Origin of the sequence: Streptomyces sp. NPDC051207, assembly GCF_040682395.1 — a bacterium.
GTDB lineage: Bacteria > Actinomycetota > Actinomycetes > Streptomycetales > Streptomycetaceae > Streptomyces.
The window spans coordinates 148,251-166,518 of the sequence record NZ_JBFBAX010000002.1 but is presented as its reverse complement, the minus strand read 5'-3'; the positions used below and the strand labels follow the sequence as shown (position 1 = coordinate 166,518).

Here is an 18,268-nt window from a genome sequence, read left to right as displayed (position 1 = left end):
GGCAACCTAACTTAGCCTTGCCTCAGCGGTTCGGCCAGGACGTCGTGGCGGCAGGATGCGGTGGAACGCGCACATCAATGAAGGAGACTGTCGTGTCGGCGAACAGCTTCGACGCCCGCAGCACGCTGCAGGTGGGCGACGAGTCGTACGAGATCTTCCGGTTGGACAAGGTCGAGGGCTCGGCGCGCCTTCCCTACAGCCTGAAGGTGCTGCTGGAGAACCTGCTCCGCACCGAGGACGGCGCCAACATCACCGCCGACCACATCCGCGCCCTCGGCGGCTGGGACTCCCAGGCCCAGCCGTCGCAGGAGATCCAGTTCACGCCGGCCCGCGTGATCATGCAGGACTTCACCGGCGTGCCGTGTGTCGTGGACCTCGCCACCATGCGTGAGGCCGTCAAGGAGCTGGGCGGCGACCCGGCGAAGATCAACCCGCTGGCGCCGGCCGAGCTGGTCATCGACCACTCCGTCATCGCCGACAAGTTCGGCACGAAGGAGGCCTTCGCGCAGAACGTCGAGCTGGAGTACGGCCGCAACAAGGAGCGCTACCAGTTCCTGCGCTGGGGCCAGACCGCCTTCGACGAGTTCAAGGTCGTCCCGCCCGGCACCGGCATCGTCCACCAGGTGAACATCGAGCACCTGGCCCGCACGGTCATGGTCCGGAACGGCCAGGCCTACCCCGACACCCTGGTCGGCACCGACTCGCACACCACCATGGTCAACGGCCTCGGCGTCCTCGGCTGGGGCGTCGGCGGCATCGAGGCCGAGGCCGCGATGCTCGGCCAACCGGTCTCCATGCTGATCCCGCGCGTCGTCGGCTTCAAGCTCACCGGTGAGCTGCAGCCCGGCACCACCGCCACCGACCTGGTCCTCACGATCACCGAGATGCTGCGCAAGCACGGCGTGGTCGGCAAGTTCGTGGAGTTCTACGGCGAGGGCGTGGCCGCGACGAGCCTCGCCAACCGCGCCACCATCGGCAACATGTCCCCCGAGTTCGGCTCCACCGCCGCGATCTTCCCGATCGACGGCGAGACGCTGAACTACCTCAAGCTCACCGGCCGCTCCGAGCAGCAGGTCGCGCTGGTCGAGGCGTACGCCAAGGAGCAGGGTCTCTGGCTGGACCCGGCCGCCGAGCCGGACTTCTCCGAGAAGCTGGAGCTGGACCTCTCCACCGTCGTCCCCTCCATCGCCGGCCCGAAGCGCCCGCAGGACCGCATCGTCCTCGCCGAGGCCGCCCAGCAGTTCGCCAAGGACGTCCTCAACTACGTCGAGGTCCCGACCACGCAGGGCGGCACCGCCGCCTCCCCGGTGGACGAGGCGAGCGACGAGTCCTTCCCGGCCTCCGACGCCCCGGCCTACGGCAGCCAGGAGAACGGCGCGGGCGCCCCGCAGCACGCCGAGGGCACCGGCGCGGCCGTTCCGTCCAACCCGGTCCCCGTGACCGCCCCCGACGGCACGGAGTACGAGCTGGACCACGGTGCGGTGACGGTCGCGGCCATCACCTCCTGCACCAACACCTCCAACCCGTACGTCATGGTCGCCGCCGCGCTGGTGGCGAAGAAGGCGGTCGAGAAGGGCCTGACCCGCAAGCCGTGGGTGAAGACCACCCTGGCCCCGGGCTCCAAGGTCGTCACCGACTACTTCGAGAAGGCGGGCCTGACGCCGTACCTCGACAAGGTCGGCTTCAACCTCGTCGGCTACGGCTGCACCACCTGCATCGGCAACTCCGGCCCGCTGCCGGAGGAGGTCTCCAAGGCGGTCAACGAGCACGACCTCGCGGTCACCTCGGTCCTGTCCGGCAACCGGAACTTCGAGGGCCGCATCAACCCCGACGTCAAGATGAACTACCTGGCGTCCCCGCCGCTGGTCGTCGCCTACGCCATCGCCGGCTCGATGAAGGTGGACATCACCCGGGAGCCGCTGGGCGCCGACCAGGACGGCAACCCGGTCCACCTGAAGGACATCTGGCCGAGCGAGGCCGAGGTCAACGAGGTCGTCGCGAGCGCCATCGGCGAGGACATGTTCGCCAAGTCCTACAGCGACGTGTTCGCGGGCGACGCCCAGTGGCAGGCGCTGCCCATCCCGACCGGCGACACCTTCGAGTGGGACCCGGAGTCCACCTACGTCCGCAAGCCCCCGTACTTCGAGGGCATGACGATGGAGACCACCCCGGTCTCGGACATCACCGGCGCCCGCGTGCTCGCCAAGCTCGGCGACTCGGTGACCACCGACCACATCTCCCCGGCCGGCGCCATCAAGGCCGACACCCCGGCCGGCAAGTACCTCACGGAGCACGGCGTCGAGCGCCGCGACTTCAACAGCTACGGCTCGCGCCGCGGCAACCACGAGGTCATGATCCGCGGCACGTTCGCCAACATCCGCCTGCGCAACCAGATCGCGCCGGGCACCGAGGGCGGCTACACCCGCGACTTCACGCGTGAGGGCGGCCCCGTCGCCTTCATCTACGACGCCTCGCAGAACTACCAGGCCGCCGGCGTTCCGCTGGTCGTCCTGGCCGGCAAGGAGTACGGCTCCGGCTCGTCCCGCGACTGGGCGGCCAAGGGCACCGCGCTCCTCGGCGTCAAGGCCGTCATCGCCGAGTCCTACGAGCGCATCCACCGCTCGAACCTGATCGGCATGGGCGTGCTGCCGCTGCAGTTCCCCGAGGGCCAGTCCGCCCAGAGCCTCGGCCTGACCGGCGAGGAGACCTTCTCCATCACCGGCGTCACCGAACTCAACAACGGCACCACCCCGCGCACGGTGAAGGTCAGCACCGACACCGGCGTCGAGTTCGACGCGGTCGTCCGCATCGACACCCCCGGCGAGGCGGACTACTACCGCAACGGCGGCATCATGCAGTACGTGCTGCGCAGCCTGATCCGCAAGTAGGCGGTAGGCGAGGGCAAGCAAGCGGTACGGCACGGCACTCGAGGGTCGCACCCCCGGTGACGGGGGTGCGGCCCTCGGGCGTCCTGCCGGTCTCGGGCGTGCGGTGGGAGGTTCCCCGGGGCAGGTTCCGGTCCGCCGTCTGGGAACGCTCCCACCGCACTGAGGGAACGTATCGCCGCACGGTGGCGGTTGTAAACGGCCACTGCATCTTCCGGAGCCCGCCGCGTCACGCCGTCAAGACCCGCTGCCCCGCACCCCGCAGGCCCCCCGCGTCACGCCCCGGCGCCGCCTTCCGCCTCCCCCAACACCTCGCGCAGCCAGAGCAGTTGGCGCCGCACCTGTACCGCGTCGCCGCCCTCGTGGCCGTTGAAGGGATAGGCGTGGATCTCCCGGCGCGGGTCCGCGCCCGTCAGTTCCGCGTAGCGGTTGAAGGCGGCGTACGCCCCGCTCGGCGGGCACACCGTGTCGCGCAGGCCCACCCCGAAGTGCGCCGGGGCGTGGGCCCGCCGGGCGAACGAGACGCCCTCCAGATAGGACAGCGTGCGGTACGCGGCCCGCTCGGCTCCGCGGTGCACGGCGAGATACGCGGCGATCTCGCCGTACGGGCCCGCGTCCGTCAGGTCCAGGGCACGCCGGATGCCGCACAGCAGCGGCGCGGTCACCAGGGCCGCCGCCAGGTCGGGGACGAGTCCGGCGACGGCCAGCGCGAGCCCGCCGCCCTGACTGCTGCCGGCGGCCACGGTCCGGGCGGGGTCCACGCCCGGCAGTGCGCGTGCGGCGGCGACCGCGCGCACCGCGTCGGTGATCAGCCGGCGGTAGTGGTGGTCCCGCGGGTCCAGCAGGCCGCGCACGGCCGGGCCGGGACCGCCCGGCGCGCCCGCGTGCGGGTCGGGGGTGGCCCCGCCCGACCCGTACTGGTCGCCCTGGCCCCGGTTGTCCATCAGCAGATGGGCGTACCCGGCGCCGACCCAGGTGAGCCGCTCGTGCGGCAGGCCGCGCCCGCGCCCGTAGCCCGCGTACTCCACGACCGCCGGGAGCGGTCGGCGCACCCCGGCCGGCCGGCTGAACCAGGCGCGCACCGGGTCGCCGGCGAAACCCCGGAACGTCACGTCCCAGGTCTCGGTCAGCCGCAGCCCGGTCTCCACCGGCCGCACCGACTCCAGCACCTCCGCCCCCGAGGCCTCCTTGAGGGTGCTCTGCCAGAACGCGTCGAAGTCGTCCGGCTCGTCGGGGCAGGGGCGGTGGCATTCCAGTTCCGACAGGGTCAGGTCGAACGCGGGCACGGCGGCACCTCGCACGGGACTCGGGGACAGGGCGACCGATTGTTGCGGTCCGGCGGCAGAAATTTCCGCCGACCCTAGCAGCCGGAACAGATCCTTCGCCGCCCCTCGTAGGGGAATTGACCACCCGGCACACCCGCAAGATTCCAGGACGCACCACCCATTGACAGCGCTTACCGGTGCCCTTAGGTTGCCGCGAAGTTACCGGTAAGAGTTCGAAACTTTCGGTTCATTTCCGCGTTCCATGCCCCGGGGAGGCCCGAGCATGAGCACCTCCACAGCGCCCCGCGCAAGCTGGCGGCGGGCGCTGCGGCGCGACTGGCAGCTGTACTCGCTGGCCGTCCTGCCGCTGCTGTTCTTCCTGGTCTTCCGCTACCTGCCGATGATCGGCAACGTGATCGCCTTCCGCCGGTTCGAGCCGGGCGGCTCGATCCTGGGGGAGGAGTGGGTGGGCCTGCGCTATGTCCGCATGTTCCTTTCCGACCCCACCTTCTGGCAGGTGTTCCGCAACACCCTCTGGCTCGGCGGGCTCACGCTCCTGTTCTGCTTCCCGATCCCGATCGTGCTCGCGCTGCTCCTGAACGAGGTGCGCACCCGGGCCCTGAAGAGGTTCGTGCAGTCGGTGTCGTACCTGCCGCACTTCCTGTCGATCGTGATCGTCGCGGGCATCACCCTGCAGATGCTCGCCACGGACGGCCCGGTCAACCACGTGCTCGGCTGGTTCGGGCACGACCCGATCCGGTTCATCCAGGAACCCGAGTGGTTCCGCACCATCTACGTCGGCTCGGAGATCTGGCAGACGGCGGGCTGGGGCACGATCCTCTACCTCGCCGCGCTCACCACCATCGACGAGGACCTCTACGAGGCCGCCCGCATCGACGGCGCGGGAAGGCTGCGGCAGATCTGGCACGTCACGCTGCCCGGCATCCGGCCCACGATGATCACGCTGCTGATCCTGAACATCGGCACGTTCCTCGCGGTCGGCTTCGAGAAGATCCTGCTGCTCTACAACCCGCTGACGTACCCGACCGCCGACGTCATCTCCACATACCTGTACCGCACCGGCGTCGAGTCCAACAGCTTCAGTTACGCCGCCGCGATCGGCCTGTTCGAGGCGGTCGTCGGCCTGATCCTGATCACTTCCGCGAACCGTCTGTCGCGCAGAACCGTGGGGACGAGCCTGTGGTGAGCCTCAAGCCGGCGCGCCCGCGCACCTCCGTGAACCAGCCGACCGGGGGCCACCGCGTCTTCCAGGGGATCAACGGCGTCATCCTCGCCCTGGTCGTGGTCGTCACGCTGTACCCGTTCGTCAACATCATCGCCCGCTCGTTCAGCGGCGAACGCCAGATCAGGTCCGGCGAAGTGACGCTGTGGCCCAAGGGCTTCAACCTCACCACGTACGAGATCGTCTTCCGGGACGCGATGTTCTGGCGGAACTACGGCAACACCGTGCTCTACACGGTGGTCTCCACCGTCATCGCCATGGTGCTGACGACCTGCTACGCCTACGTCCTGTCGAAGAAGCACCTCAAGGGGCGCGGCCTGCTCGTGGGCGTCGCCGTGTTCACCATGTTCTTCACCGGCGGCCTGATCCCCAACTACGTGCTCATCACCAGCCTCGGGATGAAGAACACCGTGTGGGCGCTGGCCCTCCCGAACGCGATCAGCGTCTTCAACCTGCTGGTGATGAAGGCGTTCTTCGAGAGCCTGCCGGACGAGCTGGAGGAGGCCGCGCAGATCGACGGCCTCAGCACCTACGGCACCCTCCTCAAGATCGTGCTGCCGCTGTCGAAGGCGGTCGTCGCCACGATGGTGCTGTTCTACTCGGTGTCCTTCTGGAACTCCTGGTTCAGCGCCTTCCTCTACATGGACCGGGCCGATCTCATGCCCGTCACCGTCTACCTGCGCAACCTCATCGCGGGCGCCACCGGCGGCGGCAACGCCGGCGCCTCGACGGAACAGCTCAGCCAGACCGCGGCGAACATCCAGGCCGTGACCATCGTGCTCACGTCGCTGCCGATCCTGTGCGTCTACCCGTTCGTCCAGCGCTACTTCGTCTCGGGCGTGATGCTCGGCGCGGTCAAGGGCTGACGGCAGCCGCACCCCACCTGCTCAACGAGCGCACCCACCTCACCTGCTCAACGAAACGACACCAGGGAGTCCCCGTGCACAACGCAGGACAGCTGTCGCGGCGCCGGATACTCGCCGCCGCCGGATTCGCCGGACTCGCCGCCCTCACCGGCTGCGGCAGCGGCGACGACCAGGGCGACGGCAAGGACCTCTCCAAGAAGCGCGACGGCGCCATGAAGGAGTACCGGGCGGGCGAGCCGTTCAAGGCGGCCAAGCCGCTCTCCTTCTCGGTGCTGCACAACAACAACCCCGTCTACCCGATGAAGGACGACTGGCTGTTCTGGAAGGAGGTCACCAGGCGTACCGGCATCACCCTCAAGCCCGTCGCCGTCCCGCTCAGCGACTACGAGAAGAAGCGCAGCCTGCTCATCGGCGCGGGCGACGCCCCCTTCCTCATCCCCAAGACCTACCCGGGCGCGGAGACCCCGTTCGTGTCGTCCGGTTCGATCCTCCCCGTCAGCGACTACACGCACCTAATGCCCAACTTCCGGGCCAAGGTGAAGAAGTGGCACCTGGAAAGAGAGATCGACTCGCTGCGCCAGGCCGACGGCAAGTTCTACCTGCTGCCCGGCCTGCACGAGAAGGTCAAGTCCAACTACTCGCTCGCGCTGCGCACGGACGTCCTCGACCGGCTCGGCCTGGCCCTGCCCACCACCTGGGACGAGGTCCACGAGGTGTTCAAGGCGCTCAAGGAGGAGTACCCCGACCGGTACCCGTTCTCCGACCGCTGGAGCATCAACACGCCGTTCCCCGTCGGCGCCCTGATGGGCTACCTCGGCCAGGCCCACGGCGTGCGGGCCGGCTGGTCGTACCAGAACACCACCTGGGACGCCCGGGCCGGGAAGTTCGTCTTCACCGGCGCCACGGACGCCTTCCGCCAGGTCGTGGAGTACCTGCGCAAGCTGGTCGCCGAGAAGCTGATGGACCCGGAGAGCTTCACGCAGACCGACGACGAGGCCGTGAAGAAGCTGCTGTCCGAGAAGTCCTTCGCGATCAGCACCAACGCGCAGGAACTCGTCCAGAACTACCGCTACAACCTGCGGAAGCAGGTCAAGGGCGCGAAGATCGAGATGATCCCGGTGCCGATCGGACCGGCCGGCCCGGTCGTCCTCGGCGGCAGCCGCCTGGAGAACGGCCTCATGATCTCCAGCAACGCCCTCAAGAGCGACAGCTTCGTCGCGCTCCTGCAGTTCACCGACTGGCTGTGGTACTCGGACGAGGGGCAGCTGCTGTCCAAGTGGGGCGTCGAGAACGTCACCTACACCAGCCCCCGCCCCGGCCAGTACCGGCCCAAGGACGGCATCAGCCTCATGGGCTCCGACCCGGACGCCCCGAAGGACCTCCAGAAGGACTTCGGCTTCCACAACGGCGTCTTCACCTACGGAGGCAGCTGGGACCTGGTGTCGTCCTCGTTCGGCCCGGACGAGAAGGCCTTCCAGGCGGCCATGGCCCGGCGCAAGGAACTGCCCGTCGACCCGGCCCACCCCCTTGAGTCCGCCGAGCAGGAGCAGGCGAGCCTGTGGGAGACCCCGCTGAAGGACCACGTCACCCAGAACGTGCTGCGGTTCGTGCTCGGCAAGCGCCCGCTGTCCGAGTGGAACACCTACGTCGCCGAGCTGAAGGCGAAGAACATGGACCGGTACATCGACCTGCACAACAAGGCGTACGAGCGGTTCACGAAGGAGAACGGGTGATCCGCGTCCCCGCCGAGCCCGACGGGGAGCTGTCCGGCGCCTGGCGGGCCTGCGTCGGCACCGGCCGCGTCGAACTCGCCCTGCGCCGCGACTACCAGGACTCCCTCGCCCTGCTCCAGCGCGACATCGGCTTCCGGCACATCCGGGGCCACGGCCTGTTCAGCGACGGCATGGGCGTCCACCGCCCCTACGACTGGCAGGGCACCCGCCGCGTCCACCACTCCTTCACCTACGTCGACCAGGTGATCGACGCCTATCTCGGCCTCGGCATCCGGCCGTTCCTCGAACTCGGCTTCATGCCCGAAGGGCTGGCGTCGGGGGAGCAGACCGTGTTCTGGTGGCGCGGCAACGTCACCCCGCCGCGCGACTGGCGGGAGTGGGCGGGGCTGGTCCGCGCCACGCTCGGCCACCTCGTCGACCGCTACGGCGCCGACGAGGTCCGCACCTGGCCCGTCGAGGTGTGGAACGAGCCCAACCTGCGGGACTTCTGGCAGGACGCGGACGAGACCGCCTACCACCGGATGTACGAGGTGACCGCACACGCCGTGAAGGAGGTGGACCCCGGGATCCAGGTCGGCGGGCCCGCGATCTCACCGGGCGCCGACGAGTGGCTGGAACGGTTCGCGGAGTTCACCGACCGGCGCGACGTGCCCGTCGACTTCGTCTCCCGGCACGCCTACACCTCCGGCCCCGCCCAGCACGTCCCGTTCGCCGTGCACCAGACCCTGGCCCCGGCGACCGGCCTGCTCGACCAGTTCGCGGCACCGCGCCGGGTCCTCAAGGGCACCCGCCTGGACGGACTGCCCGTGCACATCACCGAGTTCAACTCCTCCTACCGGCCCGACAACACCGTCCACGACACGGCCTTCCACGCCGCCTACCTGGCCCCCGTCGTCGCGGCGGGCGGCGACCACGCCGACTCCTTCTCCTACTGGACGTTCAGCGACATGTTCGAGGAGACCGGCGTGCCGACCGCCCTGTTCCACGGCGGCTTCGGCCTGCTCACCCACCGGCAGGTGCGGAAACCGACGTACCACCTGTACGCCTTCATGGCCCGGATGGGCGAGCAGCGGCTCGCGCGCGGCGCGGACCACCTGGTGAGCCGGCACGCCGACGGCCGGGTCACCGTCCTCGCCTGGGCGCCCGTCGACCCCACCGGCCGCGCCCCCGGCCCCGACCGGCACACGCTGCGCCTGTCCGTCCCGGTCGGCGACCGGGACGGCGGCGAGGCGTTCGTCCGGCGCTCCACCGTGGACGAGGAGCACGGCAACGCGTACACGGCCTGGCGGCAGCTGGGCAGTCCGCGCTCACCGAAGGCCGCGCAGCTCGACCTGCTGCACGAGGCCGCCGAGCCCGCCCGCAACCACCGGCGGCTCCCGGTCGAGGACGGCCGCGTGGACCTGTCCCTCACCCTCACCCGCCACGAGATCACCCTGGTCGAGCTGAGCCCGCTCCAGGACGAGACACCACCGTGGTGGGACGAGCGGAGGCTGCTGGGAGGGGAGGTGCCGTGAGCGGCCCGGCCGGGCGGGGACCGAGGGGCGCCCCCGCCGCCTTCGGTGACGGCCCCGGTGAACCGAGGAGCGCCCCCGGCGCCGCCGTCTTCGGTGACGGCCCCCTCTCCCGTGCCGTCACCCTCGTCCACACCCTCCTCACCGTCGAGGTCCTGCTGCTCCTCGCCGCCTCACCAGGGCTGGCCGCGCTGCTGCTGCTCCGCCCCGGCGCGGCCGGCCTGCCGCTCGCGGCCGGGTGCCTGCTGCCGCTCGGCCCGGCGCTGTCCGCCGCGCTGTACGCCCTGCACCACCGCGGTCACGACCTCACCGACCTGCACCCCGCCCGCACCTACGGGCGCGGCTGGCGCCTCAACGCCGTCCCCGCCCTGAAGCTGTGGGCGCCGCTGCTGGCCTGGCTGACCGTCATCGCGTTCACCCTCACGCACTTCTCCGCGACCGGCCTGCCCGGCTGGTGGGCGGTGCTGCTCGCGGGGATCGGCGTCGGTTCCCTGCTGTGGGGCGCGCACGCGCTCGTGCTCACGTCGCTGTTCACCTTCCGCGCCCGCGACACCGCCCGCCTCGCCGCGTACTTCCTCTTCCGGCACTGGCGGGCCACCCTGGGCGCCGCCTCGCTGCTCGTGCTGACCGGCGCCCTGACCGCCCTCATGACCGAGGCGCTGCCCGCCCTGCTGGCCGCCCCGCTGCTGCTGTCCCTGCTGCACAGCAGCCGCCCGGTGATCGCCGAGACCCGGGAGCACTTCACGGCGTGACCGCGCCGCGCACACCGTTCACCGGCACACGCACCGTCAGTAAATCCGCCGCCCCCGCTCGTCCGGCACCCCGGACTTGCGGAAGAAGTAGCTGTTGATCTGGTCGCGCCACTCGCGGGCGCTGCGCAGCTGCTCCTCGTACCGCTGCGCCACGCGCGCGTGACGCGCCGGTTCCACCAGGTCCGCGAGGCCGGCCCACACCCGGCGGGCCTCCTCCACCTCCGCCACGCCCTCGAAGTGCGTGTCGTAGATGTGCTGGATCACGGTCTTCCCGCTGCGCAGGACGTGCCCGTACGGCACGTGGTGGAAGAACAGCAGCAGCTCGTCGGGGCAGCCGGCCGGCGACTCGTACACCTCGGCCCACGGCTTGGCGTACTGCGCCGCGTACCCGGTGCCGGTCGCCGCGCTGCGGTCCACGCCGATGCCGTCCCGGTCGGCGAAGTGGTAGGTGCCCCAGGGGCTGTACTCGTAGCCGTCCACGCTCGGCCCGTAGTGGTGCCCCGGCTGCACCATGAAGCCCACCCCGAGCGGCGCGGTGTACTTCTCGTACGTCCGCCACGAACCCTCCAGCACGGCGCGCAGCCCGGCGGCCTGCTCGCCGGGGGCGCCCGGGTGGGTCAGCGCGATCCACTCGCCGAGGACCTGGCCGGGGTCGGCGTCCGGCCGCCAGGCCAGCCGCCCGAAGGTGTACAGGTTCGCCTGGGCCAGCGGATGCCCCGTCCAGAACGGGTCGTCGCCGGCGTTGGACACCGCCACCAGACCGCCGCGCGCCAGCTCGCCGACGGCGGGCCCGGCGTCCCCCTGCGGCCGGAACCGCAGCACCTCGCTCCACATCGGCCCGAGCCAGCACACGTGCCGCTGCTGCCCGGTGTACTCCTGCGTGGCCTGCACCTCCACCGCCAGCCGGGTGCCGGGCATCGCACCGATCAGCGGCGACACCGGCTCGCGCACCTGGAAGTCCATCGGCCCGTGCTTCACCTGGAGCACCGCGTTCGCCGCGAACTGCCCGTCCAGCGGCGTGAAGTGGTCGTACGCGGCGCGCGCCCGGTCGGTCGTGCGGTCCCGCCAGTCCTGCCGGTGGTCGTAGACGAAGGCCCGCCAGTGCACGGTCCCGCCGTACGGCTCCAGCCCCGCGGCCAGCATGTTGGCGCCGTCGGCGTGGCTGCGGCCGTACGCGAACGGGCCGGGCTGGCCCTCCGAGTCGGCCTTCACGACGTATCCGCCGAAGTCGGGGATCACCCCGTACACCCGCCGGGTCGCCCCGGCCCACCAGTCGCGCACCGCCGCGTCCAGCGGGTCGGCGGTGGGCAGCCCGCCCAGCACGATCGGCGCGGCGAAACTGACCGACAGGTGGGTCCTGACGCCGTACGGCCGCAACGCGCCGGCGATGGCGGCGACTTCACCGATCCGGTCGGTGAGCAGGTGTGCCTCGGTCTCGTGGACGTTGACGTTGTTGACCGAGATGGCGTTGACGCCGCAGGCCGCGAGCAGCCTGCCGTACGCGCGCACCCGCTCCAGGTCGCCGCGGGCCCGCCCGTCGGCCCAGAACAGCGAGCCGCCCGCGTAGCCGCGCTCCACCTGGCCCATGACGGGGTGCACGGCGACGTTGTCCCAGTGGTCGAGCATGCGCAGCGCGGTCGCCGGGCGGTGCGTCTCGCGGGCCCGCTCGCCCCGGAGAACGCCGGGGCCGAGCCGTACGACGTGGAACAGCCCGTACAGCAGCCCGCGTTCACCGGTGGCCGTGACGGTCGTCGTGCCGTGCTCCCGCCCGACGGCGAAACCCTCCTCGCCGAGCCCGGCGTTCCCGGCCGCGTCGCTCAGCTCCAGCACCAGGTCGTACGGCCCGTCACCCGCGTCGCGCGTCACCCGCCCCCCGAACCGCTCGCAGGCGGCGGCCACTTCGCCGTGCACGGTGTCCACGAGGAGCCCGGAACCCCTCACGAGCGTGCGCCCGGCGCCGACCGCCCGGAAGGCGGCGGGCGGCAGCCACGCGGAATCGACGTCGTCGCGCGGGACGGGCGGGGAGAACGTCATGGGACCCTCGGGAAGTCGGCGGCTGCCTCGGCCCGATCATTGTGGTGCATCCCCGCCTCAGGGGGTACCCCGTGCGGCAGGAGGGGAAGGCGGGTCCGGACGCCCCGGCGCCCGGACCCGCCATGACCTTCCGTCAGGCCAGCAGCTCCACCTCCGCCAGCGTCGCCCCGCCGTCCAGGACCAGCCGGTAGTGCCGGTACGCGGCCGGCTCCGGCACCGAGAACGCCCGGGTCTGCCGGTCCCAGCGGAACGACTCACCGGAGCGCCGGTCCAGATCACGCCACCTGCTGCCGTCGGCCGAGCCCTGGAGCACCCACCCGGTGGGCGCCTCGGCGCGGTCCGCCGACGTCAGCGTGTACTGCACGGCCTTCGTCTCCCCGCCGACGGGCAGCTCGGCCGTGGACACCGCGGCGTTCGTCGCGGACGTGTCGTCGAACAGGGCTCCCTCGCCCTCCAGGACGTCCGCGCGCGGCGCCGGCACCGTGTCGTCCTGCGTGATCGACACGGGCGCCGCGTCCTCGCCGGTGCCCCACGACGACGGACGCGGACCCATGTCGAACTCCAGCACCCCGCCCCTGGCGAGCAGCGAGTGCGGCAGCGAGGTCTTCGTCCACGGGCGGCCGTCCACCGTCAGGCCCTGCACGTACACGTTCCGCGCGCTGTTGTCCGGCGCCTTCACGACCAGCTCACGGCCGTTCTCCAGGTGCACGGTCGCCTTCGTGAACAGCGGGGACCCGACGGCGTACTCGCCGCTGCCCATCACCAGCGGGTAGAAGCCCAGCGCGGAGAACAGGAACCAGGCCGACTGCTCGCCGTTGTCCTCGTCGCCGTGGTAGCCCTGCCCGATCTCGCTGCCGGTGTAGAGCCGGGACAGCACCTCGCGGACGTTCTTCTGCGCCTTCCAGGGCTGCCCGGCCGCGTCGTACATGTAGATGGCGTGGTGCGCGACCTGGTTGGAGTGCCCGTACATGCCCATCCGCACGTCCCGCGCCTCCGTCATCTCGTGGATGACGCCGCCGTAGGAGCCGACGAACTCGGGCGAGGCCGTCTCGGGGGTGGAGAAGTACGCGTCGAGCTTGTCCGCGAGGCCGCTGCGGCCGCCGTACAGGTTGGCCAGGCCCCGGCTGTCCTGCGGGACGGTGAAGGCGTAGCCCCAGCCGTTGGTCTCGGTGTAGTCGTGGCCCCACACGCGCGGGTCGTACTTCCCGGACTCCACGCGCCAGTCGCCCCTGGCGTTCCTGCCCTGGAAGAAGCCGGCCCTCGTGTCGAAGAGGTTGACGTAGTCCCGGGCGCGGTCCAGGAAGTAGTCGGACTCCTCCTTGTAGCGCTTGTCGCCGGTCTCCTCGTACAGCTTCCGGCCCATGCGGGCGATGCCGTAGTCGTTGAGGTATCCCTCCAGCGCCCACGACAGGCCCTCGTGCGTCTCGGTGCTCGTGTAGCCGAGGAACGGAGACGTGGCCATGCCCTTGCGGCCGACGCCGGACGCCGGGGGCACGACGGTGGCGTTCTTCACGGCCGCGTCGTACGCCGCCCTTGCGTCGAAGTCGACGCCCTTGACGTACGCGTCCGCGAACGCGACGTCCGAGGAGGTGCCGGTCATCAGGTCGGCGTAGCCGGGGGAGGACCAGCGGGAGGTCCAGCCGCCGTCCTTGTACTGCTGCACGAACCCGTCGACCAGCTCACCGGCCCTGCCCGGCGTGAGCAGGGAGTAGGCGGGCCAGGTCGTCCGGTAGGTGTCCCAGAAGCCGTTGTTGACGTACACCTTGCCGTCCACGATCTTCGCGCCGGTGTGCGTCGGGGTGTCCGGGTTCGGCATGGGCGAGAACGGCGAGGCGTACTTGTACGTCCCGTCGACCTTCTCGAAGCCCGAGTTCGGGTACAGGTACAGCCGGTAGAGGCTGGAGTACAGCGTGGTCAGCTGGTCCGGCGTGGCGCCCTCCACCTCGACCTTGCCGAGCAGGTCGTCCCACTGCTCGCGGGCGCGGTTCCTGACCGCGGAGAAGTCCGTGCCGTCCGGGATCTCCTGGCGCAGGTTGTCCTTGGCCTGGTCGACGCTGATCAGCGAGGTGGCCAGGCGCAGCGTCACCGTGCGGTCCTCGCCCGCGTCGAAGCGCAGGTGGCCCTTGACGCCGCTGGAGTCCCCGCCGGTCACCCGCTTGTCGAACACGCCGTACACGAACAGGCGGGTGGCGCCCGCCGACAGCCCGGACTTCACGTCCGAGTAGCCGGTGACCGTGCCGTTCTCCTTGTCGAGGGTCAGGCCCGCCTGGTCGGTGACGTTGTCGAACAGCACGCTCGCGTCGTCACCGGGGAAGGTGAAGCGCAGCATCGCCGCGTGGTCCGTCGGCGTCATCTCCGCCTTCAGGCCGTTGTCGAACCGCACCCCGTAGTAGTACGGCCGCGCGGTCTCGTTCTCGTGCCGGAAGGCCAGCTCCCGGGCCTCCCGGCCGGTGTCCGGGGTGCCGGACGCGGCCGACGGCATCACCTGGAAGGTCTGCCGGTCGCCCATCCACGGGCTCGGCTCGTGGCTCGCGCTGAACGCCTGGATCGTCGGCAGGTTGTCCGCGTTGTTGCCCCGCGCGTAGTCGTACAGCCAGCTCAGCGAGCCCGCGTTCGTCACCGGCGTCCAGAAGTTGAAGCCGTGCGGCACGGCCGTCGCCGGGAAGTTGTTGCCGCGCGAGAAACCGCCGCTGGAATGGGTGCCGCGGGTGGTCAGCGCGTAGTCCGACAGGTGTGCCCTGGGCGCCTCCGGCGGCACGGGCCGGATCGTCACGTCGTCCACCCAGCCCCGGAACCTCGCCGGGCCCTTCGGAGAGTCGTACGCCACCAGGATCCGGTCGACGGTCCTGCCCGCGGCGACCGACCCGATCCGGGAGGTGACGTTGTTCCACTGGTTGACGTACAGCACCTTGGCCGCGCCCTGCCCGCGCGGCGTCAGCGGGAAACCGTGGCTGTCGGTGGCGCCCAGGTCGCTGAGGTAGGTGCCGTCGGTGAAGGCGAGGTCCACGGAGACGTTCGTGGCGTCGTAGTCGAGGTCGCCGTCCGCCATCGACGGGAAGACGCGGTAGCCGAGCCGGGTGTTCCGGTGCACGGCCACGTCCACGTCGAAGACCTTGTTGTACGAGTACGCCCGCCCGTCCGCGGTGTGCCGCCCGGCGTACCTCAGGGCCCGCTTGCCCGTGAAGCCGGCGCCCGCCTTCGCGGTGGGCGAACCGCTCGGGCCGCGGTCGACCAGCGACAGCATGTCCTGCGGCACCGGCCCGTCCCCGCCGCCGGTGGAGAACTGCACGTCGGCGAGTTGCAGGATGCCCCCGCCGTTGTTCCTGGCGATGTCGAGCCGCAGGTGCCGGTACTCCGCGGGCTCCGCCACGTCGTACGTCCTGGTCCGGAACCGCTCCGGGAACGACTCGCCGGAGCGGGTGTCGAGCGTCGTCCACTCCCGGCCGTCCGTGGAGCCCTTCAGCGTCCAGTCCGCGGGGTCGCGCTCGGCGTGGTCGTTGGCGGAGGTGAGCGCGTAGCGGGCCACCCTCACGGGCCGGTCCAGGTCGAACTCCACCCAGCCGGTCGCTTGGAACGTCAGCCACTTGGTGCTCGGCTCCCCGTCGACGAGGTTCTCCTTCACCTCGCCGCCGCCGGTGTTCTCGCCGCTCGCCCGGACGTCCGTGACGTGGTCGGTCACATTGCCCGGTATGCCGCTGCTGTACCCGCCGTCGACCCCCGAGGCCCGCTTGCCGCCGTCCGGTGCCGCCTCGACGGTGTTCAGCCAGTCCGGGGCCGGATCGTCCGCCTCGAACGACGAGGCGAACTCCCGGTCCGCGGCACCGGGGGTCTCCGGCAGGGCGACCGCCACGCCCTGCGAGCCCACGGCCACGACGAAGGCGGCCGTGAAGACGACCGCCGGACCCCATCTGTGCCGAGTTCTGCGCTGCATACCCGGGCCACCCTCCCTGCGTGCGGACAACGTTGTCACCTTGAACGGGCAAGGACCAGTAGTGCGGCAAGTGCTCAGCGGTGTCAAGGGTGTTGAGTGCGGCATTCGGGGCCAATACCGGGGATTTTTCCGCTGGTGAGCCCCCAGGTCGCCGATATTTCCGCGAGGTCTCAACTCGGAAAAGACCCACGGCCAACCTTGCATTCGATCTTGCTCCGTCGGCGGGAAGTGGACTATACCTGTCGGCGTCCGCACACTTCGGCCGCACCGGCCGCAAGCGGGCCCGGGGGAGTCGGAAGGGGTGCTTTCGCACAGGAAACACGCCGACCGCGGGGCAATTCCCCGCGATCCCGGAACAGCACGCATTGAGTAGTCCGCACACTGCACCACGCATTTCGCACGACCCGCACTTCCTGCACGACCCAGCTTGACCCGAACGCGGTGCCGGGGAGGATCCGGTTCACCGCCTGAGTCCTGGAAGAAGGCGAGGACTTGAGCATGGGATCCACCCACACCGAGAACACCGGTTCCGAGCACGGCGGCACGGCGGGCGTCGGTCGGCGCGACCTGATCAAGAGGTCGGCCGCACTCGGCTTGATCACCGTCCCCACGATGATCTTCCTGTCCGCGTGTGCCAGCGGCGGCGGGGGCGACGAACAGGACAAGGCCAAGGCCGGCAAGAAGACCGCCAAGAACCCCCTCGGCGTCAACGACAGCGCGCAGCTGGAATTCGTGCTGTTCGACGGCGGTTTCGGCAAGGAGTACGCCGAGGACGCCGTCAAGATCTACGAGAAGAACTTCCCCAAGGCGAAGGTCAAGTTCTCCGCCACCCAGAAGATCCAGTCCACGCTCCAGCCCCGTTTCAACCAGGGCACCCCGCCGGACCTGATCGACAACTCCGGCGCCGAGCAGATGGACATGGGCGTCCTGGTCGGCAAGAAGCAGCTCGCCGACCTCACCCCGCTGCTCGACGCCCCCTCCTACGACGACCCGAACAAGAAGGTCCGCGACACGCTGCGCCCCGGCATCGTGGAGATGGGCCAGTTCGACGGCGACCAGGTCTGGATCCTGTACTACGCCTACACGGTGTACGGCGTCTGGTACTCGCAGAAGGCGCTGGACTCGCTGGACGAGCAGTACCCGCAGACCTGGGACCAGATGCTCGCCGTGTGCGAGAAGGCCAAGAAGAAGGGCATCGCGGGCTGGACGTACGCGGGCAAGTACCCGTACTACGTGCCGTTCTCGCTGTACCCGATGATCGGCAAGGTCGGCGGCCGCGAGGTCCTGGACGCCATCGACAACCTGGAGCCCAACGCCTGGAAGCACCCGGCGGTCAAGGCGTGCTTCGAGGCCTACTACGAGCTGTTCAAGAAGGGCTACATCCTCAAGGGCACCCCGGGCCTGGACCACATCCAGTCGCAGACCGCGTGGGCCAAGGGCAAGGCGCTGTTCATCCCGAACGGCTCCTGGGTGGAGAACGAGTCGGCGAACGTCATCCCGGCCGACTTCGGCCTGGCCGTGTCCGCGCCGACCGGCCTCGACAGCTCCGACAAACTGCCCTTCGGCACCATCTGGGCCTCCGGCGGCGAGCCCTTCGTCGTGCCGGCCAAGGCGAAGAACGGCGCGGGCGGCATGGAGCAGCTGCGCATCATGCTCAGCGAGGCGTCGTCCAAGAACTTCACCAGCAAGGTCAAGTCGCTCACCGCGTACAACGGCGGCACCGACGGCATCAGCCTCACCCCGGGCCTGAAGGCCGGTGTCGCGGCCCTGGAGAAGGCCGGCGAGAACGTGGTGAACCCGCGCATCCAGGACTGGTACGTGCAGCTGCAGAAGGAGAAGATCGGTGTCGCCGGTCTCGGCGAGATGATGGCCGGCCGCATCACCCCGGCCGAGGCCATCAAGAAGATCCAGGCGTTCGCCGACGAGGCGGCCAAGGACACGTCGATCAAGCACTACAAGCACCAGTGACGCACCGTCACCAGGGCCTGCCCGGCGCGTCACGCGCGCCCGGCGGGCCCTGACGGCGGTACCCGCGCGCAGATCGGGGT

General features: G+C 70.4%; 10 protein-coding genes. 7 read left to right on the top strand and 3 right to left on the bottom strand.

The window, feature by feature from the left end; genetic code table 11:
* Window positions 1-92 precede the first annotated feature (92 nt).
* Entirely contained in the window at window positions 93-2,888 is a 2,796-nt protein-coding gene (locus AB0M97_RS02525) for an aconitate hydratase (protein WP_365958835.1), read from the top strand.
* A gap of 272 nt (window positions 2,889-3,160) precedes the next feature.
* Here the strand turns inward: AB0M97_RS02525 and AB0M97_RS02520 are convergent, their stop codons facing one another.
* Entirely contained in the window at window positions 3,161-4,171 is a 1,011-nt protein-coding gene (locus AB0M97_RS02520) for an acetylxylan esterase (RefSeq protein ID WP_365958834.1), read from the bottom strand.
* A 262-nt stretch (window positions 4,172-4,433) separates the two neighbouring features.
* Between AB0M97_RS02520 and AB0M97_RS02515 the strand changes: the two genes are divergently transcribed.
* The 5 genes from AB0M97_RS02515 to AB0M97_RS02495 all read left to right on the top strand — a co-directional run bounded on the left by AB0M97_RS02515 (window position 4,434) and on the right by AB0M97_RS02495 (window position 10,255).
* Window positions 4,434-5,357 carry an ABC transporter permease subunit gene (locus AB0M97_RS02515; RefSeq protein ID WP_365958833.1) on the top strand — a complete coding sequence of 308 codons (924 nt, stop codon included), beginning with the start codon at window positions 4,434-4,436 and terminating at the stop codon, window positions 5,355-5,357.
* Between the two features lie 29 nt (window positions 5,358-5,386).
* Entirely contained in the window at window positions 5,387-6,259 is an 873-nt protein-coding gene (locus AB0M97_RS02510) for a carbohydrate ABC transporter permease (RefSeq protein WP_365959029.1), read from the top strand.
* Window positions 6,260-6,333: 74 nt separating this feature from the next.
* Complete coding sequence (locus tag AB0M97_RS02505) at window positions 6,334-7,992, top strand: extracellular solute-binding protein (RefSeq protein WP_365958832.1); 1,659 nt, start codon at window positions 6,334-6,336, stop codon at window positions 7,990-7,992.
* Window positions 7,989-9,506, top strand: coding sequence for a xylan 1,4-beta-xylosidase (locus tag AB0M97_RS02500; RefSeq protein ID WP_365958831.1), 1,518 nt, complete (start codon window positions 7,989-7,991; stop codon window positions 9,504-9,506). Before AB0M97_RS02505 ends, AB0M97_RS02500 begins: the two co-directional genes overlap by 4 nt.
* Window positions 9,503-10,255 carry a hypothetical protein gene (locus AB0M97_RS02495; RefSeq protein WP_365958830.1) on the top strand — a complete coding sequence of 251 codons (753 nt, stop codon included), beginning with the start codon at window positions 9,503-9,505 and terminating at the stop codon, window positions 10,253-10,255. The genes AB0M97_RS02500 and AB0M97_RS02495 overlap by 4 nt, the downstream gene beginning before the upstream one ends.
* A 36-nt stretch (window positions 10,256-10,291) precedes the next feature.
* Here the strand turns inward: AB0M97_RS02495 and AB0M97_RS02490 are convergent, their stop codons facing one another.
* The gene (locus AB0M97_RS02490) at window positions 10,292-12,289 is read right to left on the bottom strand and encodes an alpha-glucuronidase (protein WP_365958829.1); all 1,998 of its coding nucleotides are present in this window, start codon (window positions 12,287-12,289) and stop codon (window positions 10,292-10,294) included.
* Window positions 12,290-12,422: 133 nt separating this feature from the next.
* Window positions 12,423-16,220: a GH92 family glycosyl hydrolase gene (locus AB0M97_RS02485; protein ID WP_365958828.1), complete on the bottom strand. Its 3,798-nt coding sequence runs from the start codon at window positions 16,218-16,220 to the stop codon at window positions 12,423-12,425.
* 498 nt (window positions 16,221-16,718) lie between these two features.
* Between AB0M97_RS02485 and ngcE the strand changes: the two genes are divergently transcribed.
* Window positions 16,719-18,188, top strand: coding sequence for an N-acetylglucosamine/diacetylchitobiose ABC transporter substrate-binding protein (ngcE, locus tag AB0M97_RS02480; RefSeq protein WP_365958827.1), 1,470 nt, complete (start codon window positions 16,719-16,721; stop codon window positions 18,186-18,188).
* Window positions 18,189-18,268 lie beyond the last annotated feature (80 nt).

Excerpts from the sequence above, each read along its gene's own strand:
- AB0M97_RS02485 (WP_365958828.1), bottom strand. The coding sequence starts at position 16,220 with ATGCAGCGCAGAACTCGGCACAGATGGGGTCCGGCGGTCGTCTTCACG.
- ngcE (WP_365958827.1), top strand. The coding sequence starts at position 16,719 with ATGGGATCCACCCACACCGAGAACACCGGTTCCGAGCACGGCGGCACG.
- AB0M97_RS02490 (WP_365958829.1), bottom strand. The coding sequence starts at position 12,289 with ATGACGTTCTCCCCGCCCGTCCCGCGCGACGACGTCGATTCCGCGTGG.
- AB0M97_RS02515 (WP_365958833.1), top strand. The coding sequence starts at position 4,434 with ATGAGCACCTCCACAGCGCCCCGCGCAAGCTGGCGGCGGGCGCTGCGG.